This is a genomic window from Stutzerimonas stutzeri (genome assembly GCF_009789555.1).
Classification (GTDB): domain Bacteria; phylum Pseudomonadota; class Gammaproteobacteria; order Pseudomonadales; family Pseudomonadaceae; genus Stutzerimonas; species Stutzerimonas stutzeri_R.
The window spans coordinates 1287904-1308740 of the sequence record NZ_CP046902.1 but is presented as its reverse complement, the minus strand read 5'-3'; the positions used below and the strand labels follow the sequence as shown (position 1 = coordinate 1308740).

Sequence of the window (20837 nt, the reverse complement as noted above, 5' to 3'; positions counted from 1 at the left end):
GGGGCGTTTCGTAGGCTGTCATCTGCTCAGCGGCAACCCGTCCCCTTCGCGCCGTGCCGACAGCGCATGGCCGGCAAGCGGCGCCCTTTGGCACCGCAGCGCTGCCCTGCTCCTTCGGTGCGACGACGCGTCAAGGCGGCGCTCTGCCAGGCGAAACCCTCGGTACTCCGGTCGGCTGGCATCACCCTCGCCTTCGGTCCTTCATCGCAGCGACTGCCTGTCTGGCGGTCGATCAACGCGGCGTTGCGCACGCGGCCTGCCGCCTGGGCAAACTGGCGTCGGAGCGAGGCCGTTAGTAAATAACTTATAGCTATATAAACCACAAAAACCGTTCCTAGACTCTCTAACACTTGCCCTCTATCGTTCGCGCGGGGCCGCTGTCTGCGGTCGGTCGTCATGCCACCTAAGGACATTCATGCTCTTCGAATCGCTGCCGCTCCTGTTTGTCTGCGCCTTGCTGGTCTGGGTGCTGGTGTCGTTCGTGAGGGAAACCTGGAGCCCGGACATCGTGGTGGCGATTGCCGTGGCGGTGCTGATCGCGAGCCAGTTGCTAACCCCGTCCGAGGTTCTGGGGGTGCTGTCCAACTCCGCGCCCGTCACCATCGCTTGTATGTTCGTGATATCCGCCGCACTGGAGCGAACCGGATGCATCGATGCGCTGGGCAACTGGCTAGGCGGCCTCGTCGGCACCAGCCCGACCCGTGTGCTCGGCGGCCTGACGATCACCGCGCTGGTCATTTCCGCGTTTCTCAATAACACACCGGTCGTGGCGATCCTTACACCGGTGGCGATTTCGCTGGCCAAGCGCGCCGGCACGACGCCGTCAAAACTGCTGATTCCGCTTTCCTACGCCACCATTCTCGGCGGCACGCTGACCATGATAGGCACCTCGACCAACATTCTGGTCGACGGCGTGGCGCGCAAGGCCGGCCTTGCGCCGTTCGGCATGTTCGAAATCACCGGCGCGGCACTGGTGCTCGCGGCGGCCGGCATGCTTTACATGCTGACCATCGGCAAGCGGCTGCTGCCCGAGCGCGACACGCTCTCCAAGCTGCTCGGACCGAGGCTCGATCGCACCTTCATGAGCGAATTGAGAGTCCCGCAAGGCTCGCCGGTAATCGGCAAAAGCATTGGCGAAGCCAACCTCAACGGCGGCAGCGGCCTCCAGGTGCTGCAAGTCAACCGCGGCACCCATCTGTACAGCCGACCGGATCATGGCTTCAGCTTGCAGGCGGGCGATGTACTGGTGATCCATGGCCAGGTGAAAGATGTGGTCGAGCTGCGCGGCAGCGGTCATCTGACCTTCAACCGCGGCGATGCCTTCGAAACCATCAGCAGCGAGGACGAAGTGCTGGCCGAAGCCATCGTCGGGCGTAACTCGCGTTACAGCCACCGACCGATGCGTGATCTCGACCTCAGCGCCCGCTATGGAATAAACGTGCTCGCCGTGCATCGCCAGGACGAAAATATCCAGGGCAACCTCGATGACTTTCAACTGCAGTTCGGCGACGTGATGTTGGTCGAGGGTACGCCTGCACAGATCAAGCGCTTCGCCGACAACGGCGAATTGATCAGCCTGAACGCCGTACAGGAGCGCGCCTTTCGCCGGGACAAGGCGCCGATCGCCATCGGCACTACGCTGATGGTCATGCTGCTGGCGGCGTTCGGCGTGATGCCGATCGAAGGCCTGGCGATCATCGGCGCCTCCGCCGTACTGGCCACCCGCTGTCTGGATGTCGAAGACGCCTACAAGGCGGTGGACTGGAAGATTCTCAGCCTGATATTCGGCATGCTCGCCATCAGCGTGGCGATGAACAAGGTCGGACTGGTCGAGCTGATCGTATCCAGCGTCGTAGAGCTGACGCCCTGGGCCGGGCCGCTGTTCATGCTCGGCTTCATCTACCTGTTCACTTCGGTCCTCACTGAAATACTCTCCAACAATGCGGTGGCGGTGCTGATCACGCCCATAGCGATCGGGCTTGCCCAGCAGTTCGGCATCGACCCCCGCGCCTTCGTCGTCGCGGTCATGTTCGCCGCCAGCGCGAGCTTCGCCACGCCCATCGGCTATCAGACCAACACCTTCGTCTACAACGCGGGCGGCTATCGTTTCGTCGACTTTCTCAAGGTGGGTATTCCGCTGAATCTTTTGCTGTGGATCGTCGCGACGCTGGTGATTCCGTTGTTCTGGCCGCTGACTCCGCTATGACCTCCAGGCTTGCGCCAGGTCATTAAACAGCCGCACGTTCGTTTTCATACTCCAGGCTTTTTCGCGTATTCAGACAGGAGCGTGGCATGAAACTAGATACCCTCGCCATTCATGCGGGCTACAGCCCGGACCCGACCACCAGGGCAGCGGCTGTACCGATCTACCAGACCACCTCGTATGCGTTCGACGATACTCAGCACGGTGCCGATCTGTTCGACCTCAAGGTGCCGGGCAACATTTATACGCGCATCATGAATCCCACGACTGACGTGCTGGAGCAGCGCGTCGCGGCGCTGGAAGGTGGTATCGCCGCGCTGGCCGTGGCTTCCGGCATGGCTGCCATCACTTATGCAATCCAGACCATCGCCGAGGCCGGCGATAACATCGTCTCGGTGGCAAAGCTCTATGGCGGAACCTATAACCTCTTCGCCCACACCCTGCCACGCCAGGGCATCGAGGTGCGTTTCGCAGCCCATGACGATATCGCTGCCCTGGAGGCGCTGATTGACGACAAGACCAAAGCGGTCTTCTGCGAATCCATTGGCAACCCAGCCGGCAATATCATCGACCTTCAGGCGTTGGCCGATGCCTCGCACCGACATGGCGTGCCGCTGATCGTCGACAACACCGTAGCCACACCGATGCTTTGCCGACCGTTCGAGCATGGCGCGGACATTGTCGTGCACTCGCTGACCAAGTACATGGGCGGTCACGGCACCAGTATCGGCGGCATTGTCGTCGACTCGGGCACATTTCCCTGGGCGCAACACAAGGAACGTTTCGCGCTGCTCAATACTCCTGACCCGTCGTACCACGGCGTCACTTACACCGAGACGTTCGGAGCGGCAGCCTTCATCGGTCGCTGCCGGGTGGTACCGCTGCGCAACATGGGTGCGGCGATCTCACCGTTCAACTCGTTCTTGATTCTGCAAGGGCTGGAAACCCTGGCGCTGCGCATGGAGCGTCACTGCCAGAATGCGCTGGAAGTCGCCCAGTATCTGCAGGCCCATCCTCAGGTGGCGTGGGTGAAATATGCGGGCCTGGCAGACCACCCCGGACATGCACTGGCGCAGCGTTACATGGGCGGGCGGCCAGCAGCTATCCTCTGTTTCGGCATCGAAGGAGGCCTGCAAGCCGGGGCACGCTTCATCGACGCGCTCAAGTTGATTGTGCGTCTGGTCAACATCGGCGACGCGAAGTCTTTGGCCTGTCACCCAGCCAGCACTACCCACCGGCAATTGAACGCCGAGGAACTGGCGAGCGCCGGCGTTTCTCAGGACTTGATTCGTCTATCCATCGGTATTGAGCACATCGAGGACATCCGCGCCGATCTGGCGCAGGCCCTGGACGCCGCCAAAGTCTGATGCTGGGCGGGATCGCCCACTCCCGCTTGATATCACGCGGCGAGGCTCCACATTAACCCGCACACTTGCCTTGGAGCTTCGCCATGACCGACTCGCTGATCGTACCCTGCGCGCACTGCGCCGGACTCAACCGCATTCCGGCCGACCGACTGGCCGAGGGGCCGCGCTGTGGCCGCTGTAAATCCTCGGTTTTGATCGGTACGCCGTTCGAGCTGGACCAACCGAACTTCGCCCATCAGATCAAGGGCGATCTGCCATTGCTGGTAGACGTATGGGCGAGCTGGTGCGGGCCCTGTCGCAGTTTCGCCCCGATTTTCGAACAGGCCGCGGCGCAACTGAAAGGGCGCTGCCGGCTGGCCAAACTGGACAGCGAGGCCAACCCACAGGTGTCGGCCCAGCTCGGCATCCGGTCCATTCCGAGCCTTATCCTGTTCAAGTCCGGCCGCGAGATTGCCCGCCAGAGCGGAGCGATGCCGCTGCCGCAACTGCTGGCATGGCTCAACCAGCAAGGCATCTGAAGGGCCAATCGTGCCATCCGGATCTGCGCCTGGGCGACGCGCGGCACGATCAGTTACAGACCGCGCAAAGAGCCCATAGTTCCGACAAAGAACCTACCTCTTATCAGGATATTTCAAGCAACGTTTGCCTCGGTCGGGTCACGATCGGATAATGCCGCCATTTTCATGGCAGTCATTTACCGATGGTCGCTGTACAAGGACGTCGATACACCCACAACAGGGCTCGCGGACGAGCCGGTGAATTCTCGCGTGATTCAATTCGATATCGATCAATGGCAGGCTTGGGCACCCGGCCTGGCAAGTGTTGACGACTGGGCGACCTGGGCTCGAAATCCGTGCGACTTGCCCGCGAGCGACATGCAGCCGGACGTCAGCTTCCTGCCGGCCATGCAGCGCCGGCGCTTGAGCCGCCTGGCTCGGATGGTGTTCGCCGTGGCCGCGCCGTTGGCCGCCGGATTGCCGCCGACACCCCTGGTCTATGCGTCGCGTCACGGAGAAACCGCACGGACGTTCGCCATTCTCAATGATCTGGCCAGTGGCGTGCCCGTATCCCCGACGCAGTTCAGCCTGTCGGTGCACAACGCGATCATCGGCCTCTGGTCGATTCACCAGCAGGACACCAGCGAGATGACTTCGCTCGCCGCACAAGGTGACGGCCTGGAACACGCGGTGCTCGAGGCATCCTTGCTTCTGGGCGAAGGCGCACCGGCCGTGCTGGTCGTGATCGCCGAAGACCAGACACCCGCCACTTATGCGCCCTGGATCGACGACGTCAGCTTTCCCTATGCCGTGGCGCTGCTGCTCAAACCGGGTCGCGGCTGGCAACTCGATCTCGTACCCGCCAACGAACACTCCACGCCGACACGACGACCGCACGCGATCGAGCTGATTGCAGCCCTGCTCAACGGACAGCCCAGCTGCCAACATCGATGGAAGACACGCCAATGGAACTGGCAGCAGACTCATTGAACAACCGGTCCAATGTTCCGTGGCTGTGGCGCCTGTTCGCCACCGGCCTGTCGTTCACCCTGTTCGGCCTCGGCGGGCTTTGCCTGCGACTGCTCGTCTTTCCACTGCTCGGCCTGCTGCCCGGCGATAGCGCCAGCCATCGGCGACGGGCGCGCCAGACGGTGAGCCGGTTGTTCTGGCTGTTCGTCCAGTTCATGTACCGCAGCGGTGTACTGACCTACGAAGTCGAAGGTGCCGAGCGCCTCGGCCGCCCCGGCCAGCTGGTGATCGCCAACCATCCGTCGCTGATCGACGTGGTGGTGCTGATCGCACTGATCCGCGACGCCAATTGCGTGGTCAAGCAAAGCTTGTGGGACAATCCGTTTACCCGTGGCCCGATCCGCGCGGCGCAATACATCAGCAACAACGGCAGCGCCGAGATGCTCGATGAAGCGGCCGACGCGCTGCAACAGGGCCAGACACTGATCATTTTTCCGGAAGGCACTCGCACCACGCCCGGCCAGGCGCCGCAGTTCCACCGAGGAGCGGCGGCAATCGCGGTGCGCGGCGCGCGCCTGGTCACGCCCGTGGTCATCAGCGTGACGCCGACGACCCTGACCAAGGCCGAGCCCTGGTATCGAATCCCGGCCAGACGGTTTCATTTCCACCTGCGTGTCGGCGAGGACATCGACCCGCGGACATTCATCGCACGGGGAGCGGCGCCTATCGCCTCACGGCGACTCAACGATCATCTGCATCGACATTTCATAAAGGAGCTCGCACTCGATGAGCCAACTACAGCTTGAAATCAAGCAACTGATCATCGACGCCCTGGGTCTGGAAGACCTCGGCCCGAATGACATTGCGGCCGACCAGCCGCTGTTCGGCGAAGGGCTCGGGCTGGACTCGGTCGACGCGCTGGAACTGGGACTGGCGATCCAGAAGCGCTTCGGTATCAAGATCGATGCCGACGCCAAGGACACCCGCACGCATTTCGCCAGCGTCGACAGCCTGGCCGCCTACGTCAGCGCCAACCGCGCCGTCGCCTGAGGAGGAGCCCAACGTGAACACTCGCAACGAGATTTTCCAGACCTTGCGTGATGCGCTGGTCGAACTCTTCGAACTCGACCCCGAACGCATCAGCCTCGAAGCCAACCTCTATCAGGATCTTGAGATCGACAGCATCGATGCCGTGGACCTGATCGATCACATCAAGCGCCAGACCGGCAAAAAGATCGCTGCCGAGGAGTTCAAGTCGGTGCGCACCGTGGGCGACGTCGTCGAGGCGGTGTATCGCCTGGTGAACCCGCAAACGGTTTGAGCCGAACCGTCAAGGACGCCAGGCGTCGCCTGGTCGTACGACTGGCGTCAGCACGCCCACGCGCAAATGGACAGCACGCGATGCAAGCAACCGCTCGAACAGGCAAGGCGAACACCAGCCGGCTGATTGCGCTCGCCCTGCTGCTGGCGGGCCTCACCTACCCGTTCGCCGTGTACCTGGGCCTGGAGCACTTGTCGCCACGCCTGTTCGCGGTGCTGCTCGGCATGCTTTGGCTGGCGCGCCTCCTCAGCGGCAAGCAGACACCCGTGGGCCGTCGGATGACGACTGTGGCACTGCTGTTCTGCCTGTTCCTCGGACTGGCCGGCGACCCGGCGCTGCTGCGCTGGTACCCGGTACTGATCAGCCTGGCGCTGCTCGGTCTGTTTGCCGGCAGTCTTCGCTCCGGCATGCCGATCATCGAGCGCCTCGCGCGGCTGCGCGAACCCGAGCTTCCTCCAGCAGCGGTGCGCTACACGCGACAGGTCACCTGGCTTTGGACGGGCTATTTCATCATCAACGCCAGCATCGCCGGCGCGCTCGCGCTCTGGGCGCCGCTGAGCTGGTGGACGCTGTATACCGGACTCATTGCCTATCTGCTGATGGGCATGCTGTTCGCCGGGGAGTGGCTGGTACGCCAGCGCATCAGGAACGTTAAATGAACTGGATTTCTCTGGAACACCTGCTCGAGCAGACACCGAAGTCGCGCCCGGTCGCGCTGCAACCCGACCTGGACCACGCCGAGTTGCGCCAGCAGGCGCTGCGTCTGGCCGCGGGGCTGCGCAACCGGGGCGTTGCCCGGCTCGCGGTACATCTGGAGGATTCCGGCGAGCTGGCCATTGCCTTGCTCGGCGCCTGGCGAGCCGGCGTCACGGTGTTGCTGCCGGCGGACCTGCAGCCTGCCAATCGCGCGCGCCTGGCCCATCAGGCCGATCTCTGGTTGACGGATCAGGACGGCGATGCACGGTTGACCGACCTGCTGGCCGAGCCGCTCGAAGGCGCAAAGCTGGAGTTGGACGATTGTCGGCTGCTGCTCTGTACGTCGGGTTCCAGCGGTGAGCCGAAACTGATCGACAAGCGCCTGCGCCAGCTGGCGAACGAAGTGAACGCCCTCGAGGCACGCTGGGGAGCCGATCTCGTCGATGCCTGCGTGATCGCCAGCGTTTCCGCACAGCACATCTACGGCTTGTTGTTCCGGGTGCTCTGGCCGTTGTGCGCCGGCCGTCCGTTTTTACGCCATGCGCAGCCATTTCCCGAGGACATCCAACTGGCCAGCCGAGCGCATGCGAGCTTCTGCTGGGTGACCAGCCCGGCGCTGCTCAAGCGGATGGGTGACAACCTCGACTGGCCAGCGCTGCGTGATGTGCGACGAGTCTTCTCATCCGGTGGGCCACTCGATGCGCAGGCTGCGCAGCGACTGGCACAACGCTTGGGCCAGGCACCGACGCAGATCTACGGCAGCTCGGAAACCGGCGGCATCGCCTGGCGCCAGCGTGCAGATCTGTGGCAGCCATTGCCCGGCGTTCAGTTGAGCCAGGACGAACAGGGCGCGCTGCGCATTGCCTCCCCCTGGCTGCCACCGGGCCACATCGAGCAGACCGCCGATGCCGCGCGAATCGAGGCCGACGGGCGCTTCGAGCTGCTCGGCCGCCTGGACCGAATCGTCAAGCTGGAAGAAAAACGCATCGCCCTGCCGATGCTCGAAGCGGGTCTGGCCACGCACCCCTTCGTCAGCGAAGCGCGCCTTGGCGTGATCGCCGGCAACCGCGCCTATCTCGCAGCGCTGGTTGCCCTCAGCGAGGCCGGGCTCCATGCGCTGCGCAATGGGGGTCGGCGCGCGTTGACCGAGACGCTGCGCAAGCACCTGGCAAGCCACTGTGAAGCATTGGCCCTGCCGCGCCGCTGGCGGCTGGTCCGGCAGTTACCCTACAACGCCCAAGGCAAACTGCCGCACGCGCAACTCGATACGCTGTTGCAGGCACCACGCCCCTTGCAAGCCGAGCGCCTCAGCGCAACCCGACACGATGACCAGTGGCAGCTCGAACTAGGCGTCCCGCTGGATCTGGCGCATTTCACCGGCCATTTCCCGCAGACGCCGGTACTCCCCGGCGTCGTGCAGATCGATTGGGCCCTTGCCCACGCCCGCGAGTTGATAGACCAGTTGCCCCCGCAATTTCGTGGCATGGAAGTGCTCAAATTCCAGCAGCTCGCTCGTCCAGGTGACAGGTTGAGTCTGAGCCTGCGCTTTGACCGCGAGCGCAGCAAGCTGCACTTCGCATACCGAAACGGCGATGCGCCGTGCTCGTCCGGCCGCATTCTGCTCGGAGACCATCCGTGACCACGTCCACTCCAGATAGGCCCTCGCTCGACGCCCCGTCGGTGCCGGGCGCTTGCCAGTTGTCGCTCGCGCTCGACGAAGACTGGTTCAAGCCATGCGCAGTCGTGCCGGTCTACAACCACGAACGCAGCCTGCCATCGGTGATCCGTACGCTGCTGGACGAAGACCTGCACTGCATCATCGTCGATGATGCGTCCTGCGCCGCTGCGGCGCAGGTCATCGACCAGCTGGCACAGCATCCCTCGGTACACCTGCTGCGCCACGACCAGAATCTCGGCAAGGGCGCGGCGGTGAGCTCCGGGCTGCGCGAGGCCTCCCGCCTGGGCTTCAGCCATGCGTTGCAGGTCGACGCCGATGGCCAGCATGATCTCGGCGGCGTGCCGCTGTTCCTCGATCGCGCCAGCCAGGCGCCGGACGCACTGGTCTGCGGCTACCCGAAATACGATTCGAGCGTGCCGAAGAGCCGGCTCTACGGTCGCTATCTGACCCACGTCTGGGTCTGGATCAATACGCTCTCGTTGTCGATCCGCGACTCCATGTGCGGATTCCGCGTCTACCCGCTGCCACCGACGCTGGCACTTCTGGACTCAACGGTGCTGGGCAAACGGATGGATTTCGACACCGAGATCCTGGTTCGCCTGCACTGGCGCGAACAACCGATGGTGTGGTTGCCGACGCGCGTGCATTACCCGACCGATGGCATATCGCACTTTCGCGTGTGGCGCGACAACCTGCTGATCAGCTCGATGCACGCCCGCCTGTTCGCCGGCATGCTGCTGCGCGCACCTGTGCTGCTCTGGCGTCGGTGGCGCGGATGAAACCCATCAACGGCGCACACTGGGCAGCGCACCGCGAGCGTGGCAGCTTCGCCTTGATGAAGTTCACCGCCCAGGCCGTGCGCCTGCTGGGCCGTCGCACCATGGCACCGTTGTTGTACCTGATCGTGCTGTATTTCTATCTCTTCGGCCGCAGCGCGCGGCACAGCGCCTGGAGCTATCAGCGCAACCTCGCCGAGTGGAGCGGCCGACGCGATCTGGCGCCCAGCTGGCGCTCGGTCTACCGCCAGTTCATGGCCTTTGCCGACGCCTTGCTCGACAAGCTCGACGCCTGGGGAGGCCGCCTCGATCTGGGCAGGCTGGTGTTGCATGACCCGGCGAATCTGCACGCCGGGCTCGACGCGCCACGCGGCCAGCTGCTGGTCGGCTCGCACCTGGGCAACCTGGAAATCTGCCGGGCGCTGGCCGAAATGGGCCGACAGGTGAAGATGAACGTACTGGTGCATACGCGGCACGCCGAGCGCTTCAATCGGCTGCTGGACGAATCCGGCGCGAATAACCTGCGCCTGATTCAGGTCAGCGAACTCGACCCGGCCATCATGATGGACCTCTCGCGTCGGCTGGACGCCGGCGAATGGCTGGCAATCGCCGGCGATCGGATACCCTTGCAAGGCGCCCGCATCGCGACCGCTAACTTCCTTGGCCAGCCGGCCCGTTTCCCCCAAGGTCCCTGGCTGCTGGCGGGGCTGCTGCAATGCCCGACCAATCTGCTGTTCTGCCTGAAACACGGCGAGCAGTTCCATGTCCATCTGGAGCCCTTCGCCGAGCCTGTTCAATGGCGGCGCGGCGAGCGTGACGCGGTGGTGCAGCAATGGGTGCAGCGCTATGCGGACCGCCTGGCCGCGCGCTGCCTGGAAGCGCCCATGCAATGGTTCAACTTCTACCCGTTCTGGAATACCCATGACCCACGCTGAGCCTGTGATCTTTGGCGAAAACCACCTGCGCATCGAGGACCTGCTGGCCGTGGCCCAGGGGCGCGCGCGGGCCCACCTGCAAAGCGATGCCGCGTTCCGTCAGCGCATCGCCCGCGGCGCGCAGTTTCTCGACACCCTGCTCGACCGTGAAGGCGTGATCTATGGCGTGACCACCGGCTACGGCGATTCATGCGTGGTGGCGGTCCCGCTGCAGCAGGTCGAGGCCTTGCCGCAGCATCTGTTCACCTTTCACGGCTGCGGCCTCGGCAAACTGCTCGATGCCGAAGCCACCCGGGCCGTGCTGGCCGCCCGCCTGCGATCGCTGACGCACGGCATGTCCGGTGTGCGCATCGAGCTGCTCGACCGGCTGCACGCGTTTCTCGAATACGATGTGCTGCCTTTGATTCCGGAGGAAGGTTCGGTGGGCGCCAGCGGTGACCTGACGCCGCTGTCTTATGTCGCCGCGACGCTGGCCGGTGAACGCGAGGTGATGTTCCGTGGCGAGCGCCGCAGCGCTGCCGAGGTACATCGCCAGCTCGGCTGGAGCCCGCTGACGCTGCGTCCCAAGGAGGCACTGGCGCTGATGAACGGCACGGCGGTCATGACCGGCCTGGCCTGCCTCGCTTACGCCCGTGCCGACTATCTTCTGAAACTGGCGACCCGCATCAGCGCACTCAATGTCGTCGCGCTGGAAGGCAACCCCGAGCATTTCGACGAGCGATTGTTCGCCGCCAAGCCCCACCCCGGGCAGATGCGGGTCGCCGCCTGGATTCGCCAGGACCTCGCCATCGAGGCGCCGACCGCGCCGCTGCACCGCCTGCAGGATCGATACTCGCTGCGCTGCGCGCCGCATGTGCTGGGCGTTCTGGCCGACAGCCTGGGCCTGTTACGGCAGTTCATCGAGACCGAACTGAACAGCGCCAACGACAACCCGATCATCGATGCCGATAACGAGCGTGTGCTGCACGGAGGGCATTTCTACGGAGGGCATATCGCGTTCGCCATGGACAGCCTGAAGAATCTGGTCGCCAACGTCGCCGACCTGCTTGACCGCCAGCTCGCGCTGCTGGTCGACAGCCGTTATAACCACGGCCTGCCGAGCAACCTGTCCGGCGCGCCCGCCGCCACGGCGATGATCAACCACGGCTTCAAGGCGGTGCAGATCGGCGCCAGCGCCTGGACAGCCGAAGCGTTGAAGAACAGCATGCCGGCCAGCGTGTTCTCACGTTCAACCGAATGCCACAACCAGGACAAGGTCAGCATGGGCACCATCGCCGCACGGGATGCGCTGCGCAGCCTGGAACTGGCCGAACAGGTGGCCGCCGCGACCCTGATCGCGGCCAATCAGGGTGTCTGGCTGCGCCAGCAAGCGCCGGAGGCACGTGCCCTGCCCGCGCCGCTGCAAGCCATGCACGCCGCGCTGGGCGAGGACTTCCCACCGCTGATCGAGGATCGCGCGCTGGAAGGCGAGCTGCGCTTGTGCCTGCAACGCATTCGCGCGCAACACTGGAGGCTCTATGCGTAAGGGCGGCGTGCTGCAGGCCGAGGTCGAAGTGCTGGTGCCCTTCTTCGACGTCGACTCGATGGACGTGGTCTGGCACGGCCATTACATCAAGTACTTCGAGGTCGCACGCTGCGCCCTGCTCGAGCGGATTGGCCACAACTACACGCAGATGCGCGATGCCGGTTATGCCTGGCCGATCATCGACGTGCAGCTGCGCTACATGCGCGGCGCGCGCTTCAACCAGCGCCTCGTGGTACGCGCCGACCTGGTCGAATGGGAGAACCGCCTCAAGATCAACTACCTGATCACGGACGCCGAGACGGGTGAACGCATGACCCGTGGCAGCAGCGTGCAGGTCGCGGTGGACATGGCCAGCCGCGAGATGCTGCTGGCATCGCCAACGGTTTTTGTCGAAGCCGTAGCGCGAGCCCTAACGTGATGCGCACGTTCAAGCTGATCGCAACGCTGGGCCTGTTACTGGCGACGCTGGCACGCGCCGACACCTTCGACGTGACGCAACTGAGTCGCCAGCTCAGCGAAACCGAGGTCATCCGCGGCAGCTTCACCCAGCACAAACACCTGCGCGCACTGCCTCAACCGCTCGTCAGCGTTGGCACCTTCGTCCTGGCTCGTGACCGTGGCCTGCTCTGGTTTGTTCAGGAGCCGGTGCAACAGGACTACCGCATCAGCCCCTCGGGAATTGCCCGCCGCGACGCCAGCGGCTGGCACGCGACCGATCAGCAAGGCCCTGCCGCGCGCCAGAATGACCTGTTCCTTGCGGTACTTCAGGGTGATACCGAAGCCTTGCAACGCGACTTCGCACTGTCGCTCAGCGGTACCGCACAGGCCTGGGCATTGTCGCTGACCCCTCGATCGAAGCTGCTCGGGCAGATATTCAGCGCCATCGTCATTCAGGGCGGCGCCACCGCCGAGCGCATCGAGCTGCTCGAAACCCAGGGCGACAGCACCGTGCTGATGCTGACCGACACCCAGATCGACGATCAGTTGAGCCCCATCGAAAGCCATGATTTCGCCAACTGACAAAGCGCTCAGGCTTCCGTCCTGGATTTCTTCACTGTTCTTCCTGGCGCTGCTCGGGCTGGTGGGGCTGACTACATGGCAATGGCGCGACGGCCCCCCGGTCAGCGCCAACCTGCTGCAATTATTGCCCAGCGGCGCACTGGGTGACCTGGAGCAACGGGCCGAGCAGCGGATGCAGGAGCCGCTGAACCGAGACCTGATGCTGCTGATTCGCCACGACGATGAAGAAGTCGCTCTCGCGCTGGCAGACGAAATCGCCGATAACCTGCGTGCCAGCGAGCTTTTCGTCCAGGTTCGGCGCTCGGTGCAAGCCGACCTTCCCGCCGCGCGCCGGCAACTGCTCGACCAACGTTTGGCGCTGCTCGACAGCGCGAGTCGCGAAGCCCTGATCGCCTCGCCCGAGGCGTTCATTCAACAGCGTCTGCAGCGCCTGTATAGTCCGTTCGAAAGCGCCAGCCTCGTGCCGGTCGAACAGGACTGGTTCGGTTTCGCCGACCTCGCGCAGCGAGAGCTGCCGCAACCGGGGCACATCCATCCGCGTCTCGACGGTCTGTTGGTGGCCGAACATGGCGACCAGCGCTGGGCGGTGATCCATGCGCGAATCCACGGCGATGCCTTCGACGATCGGTTGCCCCTGCAGGTGGCCGATCTGGTCCGCGCTGCCCGCCGCCTGATAGACGCCAGGCAGGGCGAGTTGCTCGCGGCGGGCGGCATGCTCTATGCCGCCCATGGCCAGCGCCAGGCGAGAGAGGAAGCCGGCCTGATCGGCAGCGTTTCGCTCATTGCCACCCTCGCGCTGCTGCATATGCTGTTTCGCACGCCCCGCGTCCTGCTGGTCGCCCTGCCGGTCATCGTCGGCGCACTGAGCGGAACCGCCGCCTGCATCGCGCTGTTCGGTCAGATCCACGTGCTGACCCTGGTGCTCGGCGCGAGTCTGGTAGGGGTGAGCATCGATTTCCCGCTGCATTACCTCTCCAAGAGCTGGTCGCTGCAACCCTGGCATGCCTACCGGGCGCTGCGCCTGACACTTCCCGGTCTCGCGCTGGCTCTGGTTACCAATGTCATCGGCTACCTCGCCATGGCCTTCACCCCGTTTTTAGCGCTGGGCCAGGTCGCGGTGTTCTCCGCGGCGGGCCTGCTCGGCGCCTTCGCCTGCGCCACCTGCCTGTTGCCCTCATTGATGAATGCGCCGCTGCAGCCGTGGTCCGCCCCGCTGAAATGGGCCCACCGGGGTTTGAAACTGCGCGAGACGGCGCTCCGTCGAATCCGCCCGATCTGGTTACTGGCCGGCTTCGGAGTGTTCTGCATCGCCGGCATCAGCCAGGTTTCTTTCAAGGATGACTTGCGTCATTGGGTCAGCCGGGCGCCCGCGCTGCAGCAACAGGCCGAACGCATCGGCCAGATCACCGGCTTCGAACCGACCAGCCAGTATTTTCTGACACGCGCGGGCGACGCGGATGAGCTGCTCGAACGTCAGGACGCCCTGGCCGCTCGCCTCGATGATCTGGTGGCGGAGCAGAAACTGCATGGCTATCTGGCGCTGAGCCAACTGGTGGCCCCGGCTGCCGCCCAGCAAAGCCTGCAGCTCGCACTGCCTCGCTTGCTGGAGGCCAGTCAGCCTCTGCTGCAACTCGGCGTCAGCGCCGACATGCTGGAGAGGGAACTCTCCAGCCTGCATGCACGGCCCGTTACACGCATCGAAGAGGTGCTGGCAGGTCCGCTCGCCGAACCCTGGCGCGCCCTGTGGCTGGGCCGCCAGAAGGACGGCTCGGTGGCTGGTCTGGTCAGCTTGCAAGGGCTTCGCGACAGCGCGGCGCTGCATGGCGTGGCCGAGGGCATCGGTGGGGTCAGCCTGATCGACCGACCTGCGCAGTTGAACCGTCTGTTTGCCGAGACCCAACACCAGGCCGCGCTGCTCAAACTGTGCGCCGCGGCGATCATTTTCGTTCTGCTGTGTCTGCCGTTCGGTTGGCGGGGTGCCCTGCGCTGCCTGGCCGTGTCGCTATTGGCGGCCATCGGCAGCCTGGCGTGCCTCGGCTGGCTCGGGCAACCGCTGACCTTGTTCGGCCTGTTCGGCCTGTTGCTGGTCACCGCCATCGGCGTCGATTACGCCATTCTCATGCGTGAACGAATCGGCGGTGCCGCGGTGAGCCTGGTTGGTACGCTGCTGGCGGCGGTGACCACCTGGCTGTCGTTCGGCCTGCTGGCCTTGTCGAGTACACCGGCGGTCAGCAACTTCGGCCTGGCCGTGGGGCTCGGTCTGGTGTTTGCGTTTGTGCTGGCACCCTGGGCCGCCGAGCCGGACGGAGGTGCCGTATGCTGATCAGGCCGCGGCTCCGGTTTGCGCGGCGCCTGTGGGCTGCGGTGCTGATGGCTGGCGGCCCTGACCATGGCATTCAGCGGTGCGCAACGGAGCGCTTTTTCTCGATGCCTGCCGCATCGGGTATCCATCATTCTCGTCGAATCGTACAAGGAAGTTTTCAATGAGTTCAGAACACCGTAGCGTCGTTGTCATCGGCGCGGGCCCCTCCGGCGCCATCGCCGCCGCCCTGCTCAAGCGCAAGGGCCACGATGTGTTGATCATCGAGCGCCAGCGGTTCCCTCGCTTCTCGATCGGCGAGAGCCTGTTGTCGCATTGCCTGGACTTCATCGAAGAAGCCGGAATGCTCGCGGCCGTACAGGCCGCCGGCTTCCAGACCAAGCATGGCGCTGCCTTCGGTCGAGGCGAGCACTACACGGAATTCGACTTCCGGGACAAATTCACCGAAGGTCACGGCAGCACCTATCAGGTCCAGCGCGCCGATTTCGACAAGCTGCTGGCCGATCAGGCCGAATCGCAGGGCGTGGAAATTCGCTACGAAGAGGAGATCACCGCCGCCCATTTCGACGGGCCACGCCCGCGTCTGCAGGTTCGCCGCCTGGACGGCTGCGAATACGTCATCGAGGCGGATTTCGTCCTCGACGCCAGTGGCTATGGCCGAGTGCTGCCGCGCCTGCTGGCGCTGGAGGCACCGTCGAATCTTCCCCTGCGCCGCGCGGTGTTCACTCATATCCAGGACAATATCGACGACCCACGCTTCGATCGCGACAAGATTCTCATCACCACCCATCCGGAGCTGCGCGACGTCTGGTACTGGACCATCCCGTTCAGCAACGGCCGCTGCTCCCTGGGCGTGGTCGCCAGTACCGAGCGCTACGAAGGCCGGCCGCTGGATCTGGACGCCTGCCTCAAGCAGTTCGTGCTGGAAGCGCCCAACCTCAGGCGCATCCTCAAGCATGCCGAGTGGGATACGCCGGCGCGCCTGATCAGCGGCTACTCCGCGAACGTCAAGACGCTGCACGGCACGGGTTTCGCCTTGCTGGGCAATGCGGCGGAGTTTCTCGATCCGGTGTTCTCCTCTGGCGTCACCATTGCGATGCGCTCGGCGAGCATGGCCGCCGCCGTGCTGCATCGCCAACTCAGCGGCGAAGCGGTGAATTGGGAAACCGAATTCGCCGCGCCGCTCAAGCGGGGCGTGGATACCTTCCGAACCTACGTCGAGGGCTGGTATGACGGCAGCTTTCAGGACGTGATCTATTACGAAAACGCCCAGCCGGAAATCCGCCGGATGATCAGCTCGATCCTGGCCGGCTATGCCTGGGACGACAGCAACCCCTACGTCGCCGAGCCCAAACGCCGGCTGCGTGTGCTGGCCGAGCTGTGCGGCTCGACGGCACCCATGTGAGCGGCGAGCAATGATCGCGCTGAACCGCCACGCGCCGCGCCTGGCCTGGCTATCGCTGCTGCTATGGCTCAGCGCCTGCGCTGGGCATCTGCCATTGCCAGAGCAAACGCCGCGGTTGGCATTGCCGATGCAGTTGCATATCCAGCGACATCACCAGGGCGAGGCACGCGACTGGCTGCTGGTCATCCAGCAGGAGGGCGCTGCGTTGCGCTGGTCGCTACTCGATCCGCTGGGCATTCCGCTGGCGCGCCAGCGGTTGCTGGACAACCGTTGGCTGGCCGACGGTCTGCTGCCACCCAATGCCGAGGCGCGCGAGCTGTTCGCCGCGCTGCTGTTCGCCCTCAGCCCTGCCGACCAGTTGCCGGAACTCTATGCCGGAATGCCCTGGTCACAGCAGCCAGACGGGCGTTCGCTGACGAGCCCGGCCGCGTCGGGCTGGCACGTTCGGTACCTGGAAAATGGCCGTTTCGAACTCGACGTCGGCCCAACGCTGACCTATGGTGTCGCCCCCATCGCGAGAGTCGGAGCCCGCCAACAATGACCGCCTACCTGAACGCCCTCGGCGTGATCTGCGCATTGGGCCGTGGCAAGGCTGCGGTCGCCCGGCGACTGCTGGATGGCGACGGATCGGCGATCCAGCCTTATCCGCAAGCCGTTGCCGGACGCTGGTTGCCGGTCGGCGCGGTCAGTGACGATCTGCCGTCCATCGTCGACGTCCCGCTGCGCCATGCCACGCGCAACAACCAGATGCTGTTGGCCGCGGCCGATGAGATCGCAGACGAGCTACTCGAAGCGATCGGCCGCTTCGGGCCGTCGCGTATCGGCGTGGTCATGGGCACCAGCACCACCGGCATCCAGGAAGCGACCCAGGGCATCACCGGCCTGGTGCGCGACGGGCGACTGCCGGCCAGCTATCACTATGGTCACCAGGAGCTGTGTGCGCCCGCCGATTTTCTCAGCGAGCGACTACAGCTCAGCGGTCCCAGCTATTCGATATCGACCGCCTGCACCTCCAGCGCCCGCGCCCTGCTCAGCGCCAAGCGACTGCTGGATGCCCGCATCTGCGATGCAGTGATCTGTGGCGGCGTGGATACCCTTTGCGATCTCACGTTGCAAGGCTTCAGCGCCCTGGAGGCCACCAGCGAGCGCATCTGCAATCCGTTTTCAGCCAACCGCGACGGCATCAATATCGGTGAGGCAGCCGCTCTGTTCCTGATGACCCGCGATGAAGCGCCGATTGCGCTGCTCGGCGGCGGCGCCAGCTCCGACGCGCACCACATTTCCGCGCCCGACCCGCAAGGCCTGGGCGGGATCGAGGCGATGCGCAAGGCACTCGCCAGCACGGCGACCCCTGCCGAGCGAATCAGCTACCTGAACCTTCACGGCACCGCGACCTGGCACAACGATGCCATGGAAAGCCTGGCGGTCGCCGCCGTGTTTCCCGCCGGCGTGGCCTGCTCGTCGAGCAAACCGCTTACGGGGCATACGCTGGGCGCTGCCGGCGCGCTGGAAGCGGCGTTCTGCTGGCTGTCGCTCTCTGCGTACAACCCTGCTCAACGCCTGCCACCTCACCGCTGGGACGCCGAGCAAGACGCCACACTGCCGCGCCTGGACCTTGTCACAGCCGGCACGGCACTGGCCGGGACCGAACCACGCCGCATGATGAGCAACTCCTTCGCCTTCGGCGGCAACAACATCAGCCTGATCCTGGGAGACGCACCATGATCGATTGGCCAGTCGCCGAGCTGGTGCCCCATGCGGGCGACATGATCCTGCTCGACACGGTCGAGGGCTTCGACGCGCACGGCATCGATGCACGCTTGCAGGTCAAGCCCGGCGGATTGTTCAACCTGCCCGACGGCAGCCTGCCCGCCTGGGTCGGCATCGAGATCATGGCCCAGGCGGTTGCCGCGTTCGCCGGGTGCCAGGCGCGCCAGGCCGGGCTGCCGGTGGAATTGGGTTTTCTCCTGGGCACGCGCAGCTTTCAATGCAATGTCGAGCGATTTCCGCTCGGCACCGTGCTACGCATCCGCGCGCTGTGTTCGCTGCGCGATGACAATGGCATGGGTGTGTTCGAATGCCATCTTGACGGGCCCGGCATCCATGCCGAGGCGCGCCTGAACGTTTATCGCCCGCCTGAAGTGGCGAGCTATCTTCAAGAGCCCACCCCATGAGCAAAAGCATTCTCGTCACCGGCTCCAGCCGTGGCATTGGTCGCGCCATCGCCTTGCGCCTGGCGCGCAGCGGTCACGATATCATCCTGCACTGCCGCACCCGGCGGGACGAGGCGCAGGCTGTCCAGGCGCAGATTCAGGAGATGGGCCGCCAGGCGCGCATCCTGCAATTCGATGTCGCCGACCGCCCGCAATGTCGGGCGCAACTGGAGGCAGACGTCGAAGCGCACGGCGCCTGCTACGGCGTGGTCTGCAACGCCGGCCTCACCCGCGACGGGGCCTTCCCGGCGTTGAGCGATGACGACTGGGACCAGGTCCTGCGGACCAACCTCGACGGTTTCTACAATGTCCTGCAGCCGCTGACCATGCCGATGATCCGTCGCCGCCAGCCGGGGCGAATCGTCTGCATCACCTCGGTATCGGGGCTGATCGGCAATCGGGGGCAGGTCAATTACAGCGCGTCCAAGGCCGGCGTGATCGGCGCCGCCAAAGCCCTGGCCATCGAGCTGGGTAAACGACAGATCACCGTCAATTGCGTTGCACCGGGACTGATCGACACCGACATGCTCAGTGAAGACCTGCCCATCGCCGACATGCTCAAGCTGATTCCTGCGCAGCGCATGGGCACTCCCGAGGAGGTCGCCGGCGCGGTCAATTTCCTGATGTCTGATGAAGCCAGCTACATCACCCGCCAGGTGCTGGCCGTCAACGGCGGGCTGTGCTGATGAAGCGTGTCGTCGTCACCGGCATGGCCGGCATTACCTCGCTGGGCAACGATTGGACGTCCATCGAAGCGAACTTCAGCCGCAACCGCAGTGGCATCCGCTATATGCACGAGTGGGACCGTTTCACCGAGCTCAACACCCGCCTGGCCGGGCCGGTGGACGATTTCGTCGTGCCCGGCCACTGGACGCGCAAGCAGCTACGCAGCATGGGACGGGTCTCGCGGTTATCCGTGAAGGCCGCCGAGCAGGCACTCGAAGATGCCGGCCTGCTTGATGATTCGTCGATCCGCGACGGCCGCATGGGCGTCGCCTGCGGCTCCTCGACCGGCAGCACCGAGGAGATCAAGGCGTTCGGCAACATGCTGCTCAACAGTGTGGCCGACGGGCTGAACGCCAACTCCTACATCCGCATGATGCCGCACACCACGGCGGCCAATATCAGCATTTTCTTTGGCCTGACCGGTCGGGTAATCCCCACGTCCAGCGCTTGCACCAGCGGCAGCCAGGGCATCGGTTACGCCTACGAAGCCATCAAGTTCGGCCGTGTGCCGATGATGCTGGCCGGCGGCGCCGAAGAGCTTTGCGCAACCGAAGCCATGGTCTTCGACGCGCTCTATGCGACCAGTCTGAAAAACGATGCGCCGCACACCTCTCCACGCCCCTACGACGCCGGCCGAGACGGTCTGGTGATCGGCGAAGGCGCCGGCATGCTGGTGCTCGAATCACTCGAACACGCGCTGGCGCGCGGCGCCACCATTCACGCCGAACTGGTGGGTTTCGGCAGCAACGCCGACGGTCAGCACGCCACCAAACCGGAGCAACTGACGATGCGCCGCGCCATGGAGCTGGCCCTGGAAGATGCGGCTTTGCAGCCTGACGCCATTGGCTACGTCAACGGCCACGGCACAGCCACCGAACAAGGTGACATCGCCGAGACGCTGGCGACCCAGTCCCTGTTCGGCAGTGGCATGCCGATCAGCTCGCAGAAGAGTTTTTTCGGCCATACGCTGGGCGCCTGTGGCGCGCTGGAATCCTGGTTCAGCATCGAAATGATGAACCGCGACCGCTATATCCACACGCTCAATCTCGACCGCATCGACCCCCGCTGCGGTGAGCTGGACTACCTCGTCGATGCACCGCGCACCATGCAGCACGAGTTCGTCATGAACAACAATTTCGCCTTCGGCGGTATCAACACCTCGTTGATTTTTCGGCGCTGGGCCTGA

General features: G+C 64.6%; 21 protein-coding genes. All 21 read left to right on the top strand.

The features are described 5' to 3' along the window. Positions 1-415 precede the first annotated feature (415 nt). The 21 genes from GQA94_RS06075 (at position 416) to GQA94_RS05975 (ending at position 20837) form a co-directional block, all read left to right on the top strand. A complete protein-coding gene (locus GQA94_RS06075) occupies positions 416-2206 on the top strand; it encodes an SLC13 family permease (protein WP_158187237.1) in 1791 nt (596 codons plus the stop codon). A gap of 86 nt (positions 2207-2292) precedes the next feature. Further along, complete coding sequence (locus GQA94_RS06070) at positions 2293-3570, top strand: bifunctional O-acetylhomoserine aminocarboxypropyltransferase/cysteine synthase (protein WP_158187236.1); 1278 nt, start codon at positions 2293-2295, stop codon at positions 3568-3570. 83 nt (positions 3571-3653) lie between these two features. Then, positions 3654-4088 (top strand): thioredoxin TrxC, encoded by a 435-nt coding sequence (trxC, locus tag GQA94_RS06065; RefSeq protein ID WP_158187235.1) that lies wholly within the window; start codon positions 3654-3656, stop codon positions 4086-4088. 249 nt (positions 4089-4337) lie between these two features. Then, a complete protein-coding gene (locus GQA94_RS06060; protein WP_158190044.1) occupies positions 4338-5057 on the top strand; it encodes a beta-ketoacyl synthase chain length factor in 720 nt (239 codons plus the stop codon). Continuing rightward, entirely contained in the window at positions 5033-5842 is an 810-nt protein-coding gene (locus tag GQA94_RS06055; RefSeq protein WP_158187234.1) for a lysophospholipid acyltransferase family protein, read from the top strand. Before GQA94_RS06060 ends, GQA94_RS06055 begins: the two co-directional genes overlap by 25 nt. Then, positions 5823-6086 (top strand): phosphopantetheine-binding protein, encoded by a 264-nt coding sequence (locus tag GQA94_RS06050; RefSeq protein ID WP_158187233.1) that lies wholly within the window; start codon positions 5823-5825, stop codon positions 6084-6086. The genes GQA94_RS06055 and GQA94_RS06050 overlap by 20 nt, the downstream gene beginning before the upstream one ends. Before the next feature lie 13 nt (positions 6087-6099). Further along, the gene (locus tag GQA94_RS06045; RefSeq protein ID WP_158187232.1) at positions 6100-6357 is read left to right on the top strand and encodes an acyl carrier protein; all 258 of its coding nucleotides are present in this window, start codon (positions 6100-6102) and stop codon (positions 6355-6357) included. A gap of 80 nt (positions 6358-6437) precedes the next feature. Continuing rightward, on the top strand, positions 6438-7016 hold the full coding sequence (locus GQA94_RS06040) for a hypothetical protein (RefSeq protein ID WP_158187231.1): 579 nt from the start codon (positions 6438-6440) through the stop codon (positions 7014-7016). Beyond that, positions 7013-8692 (top strand): AMP-binding protein, encoded by a 1680-nt coding sequence (locus GQA94_RS06035; RefSeq protein ID WP_158187230.1) that lies wholly within the window; start codon positions 7013-7015, stop codon positions 8690-8692. The genes GQA94_RS06040 and GQA94_RS06035 overlap by 4 nt, the downstream gene beginning before the upstream one ends. 41 nt (positions 8693-8733) lie before the next feature. Next, complete coding sequence (locus GQA94_RS06030; protein WP_233270249.1) at positions 8734-9510, top strand: glycosyltransferase family 2 protein; 777 nt, start codon at positions 8734-8736, stop codon at positions 9508-9510. Next, on the top strand, positions 9507-10442 hold the full coding sequence (locus tag GQA94_RS06025; RefSeq protein WP_158187228.1) for a glycosyl transferase: 936 nt from the start codon (positions 9507-9509) through the stop codon (positions 10440-10442). Before GQA94_RS06030 ends, GQA94_RS06025 begins: the two co-directional genes overlap by 4 nt. Next, positions 10429-11967 carry an HAL/PAL/TAL family ammonia-lyase gene (locus GQA94_RS06020; RefSeq protein ID WP_158187227.1) on the top strand — a complete coding sequence of 513 codons (1539 nt, stop codon included), beginning with the start codon at positions 10429-10431 and terminating at the stop codon, positions 11965-11967. Before GQA94_RS06025 ends, GQA94_RS06020 begins: the two co-directional genes overlap by 14 nt. Continuing rightward, a complete protein-coding gene (locus GQA94_RS06015) occupies positions 11960-12385 on the top strand; it encodes an acyl-CoA thioesterase (protein ID WP_158187226.1) in 426 nt (141 codons plus the stop codon). The genes GQA94_RS06020 and GQA94_RS06015 overlap by 8 nt, the downstream gene beginning before the upstream one ends. After that, positions 12385-12987, top strand: a complete 603-nt coding sequence (locus tag GQA94_RS06010; protein WP_158187225.1) for an outer membrane lipoprotein carrier protein LolA — start codon at positions 12385-12387, stop codon at positions 12985-12987. The genes GQA94_RS06015 and GQA94_RS06010 overlap by 1 nt, the downstream gene beginning before the upstream one ends. After that, positions 12971-15310: an MMPL family transporter gene (locus tag GQA94_RS06005; RefSeq protein WP_158187224.1), complete on the top strand. Its 2340-nt coding sequence runs from the start codon at positions 12971-12973 to the stop codon at positions 15308-15310. The genes GQA94_RS06010 and GQA94_RS06005 overlap by 17 nt, the downstream gene beginning before the upstream one ends. Before the next feature lie 160 nt (positions 15311-15470). Next, the gene (locus GQA94_RS06000; protein ID WP_158187223.1) at positions 15471-16712 is read left to right on the top strand and encodes an NAD(P)/FAD-dependent oxidoreductase; all 1242 of its coding nucleotides are present in this window, start codon (positions 15471-15473) and stop codon (positions 16710-16712) included. A 10-nt stretch (positions 16713-16722) separates the two neighbouring features. Beyond that, positions 16723-17253 (top strand): DUF3261 domain-containing protein, encoded by a 531-nt coding sequence (locus GQA94_RS05995; protein ID WP_158187222.1) that lies wholly within the window; start codon positions 16723-16725, stop codon positions 17251-17253. Then, positions 17250-18437 carry a beta-ketoacyl-[acyl-carrier-protein] synthase family protein gene (locus GQA94_RS05990; RefSeq protein ID WP_158187221.1) on the top strand — a complete coding sequence of 396 codons (1188 nt, stop codon included), beginning with the start codon at positions 17250-17252 and terminating at the stop codon, positions 18435-18437. The genes GQA94_RS05995 and GQA94_RS05990 overlap by 4 nt, the downstream gene beginning before the upstream one ends. Next, positions 18434-18886: a hotdog family protein gene (locus GQA94_RS05985; RefSeq protein ID WP_158187220.1), complete on the top strand. Its 453-nt coding sequence runs from the start codon at positions 18434-18436 to the stop codon at positions 18884-18886. The genes GQA94_RS05990 and GQA94_RS05985 overlap by 4 nt, the downstream gene beginning before the upstream one ends. After that, positions 18883-19611: a 3-oxoacyl-ACP reductase FabG gene (gene fabG / locus GQA94_RS05980; protein WP_158187219.1), complete on the top strand. Its 729-nt coding sequence runs from the start codon at positions 18883-18885 to the stop codon at positions 19609-19611. Before GQA94_RS05985 ends, fabG begins: the two co-directional genes overlap by 4 nt. Further along, the gene (locus GQA94_RS05975; protein WP_158187218.1) at positions 19611-20837 is read left to right on the top strand and encodes a beta-ketoacyl-ACP synthase; all 1227 of its coding nucleotides are present in this window, start codon (positions 19611-19613) and stop codon (positions 20835-20837) included. The genes fabG and GQA94_RS05975 overlap by 1 nt, the downstream gene beginning before the upstream one ends.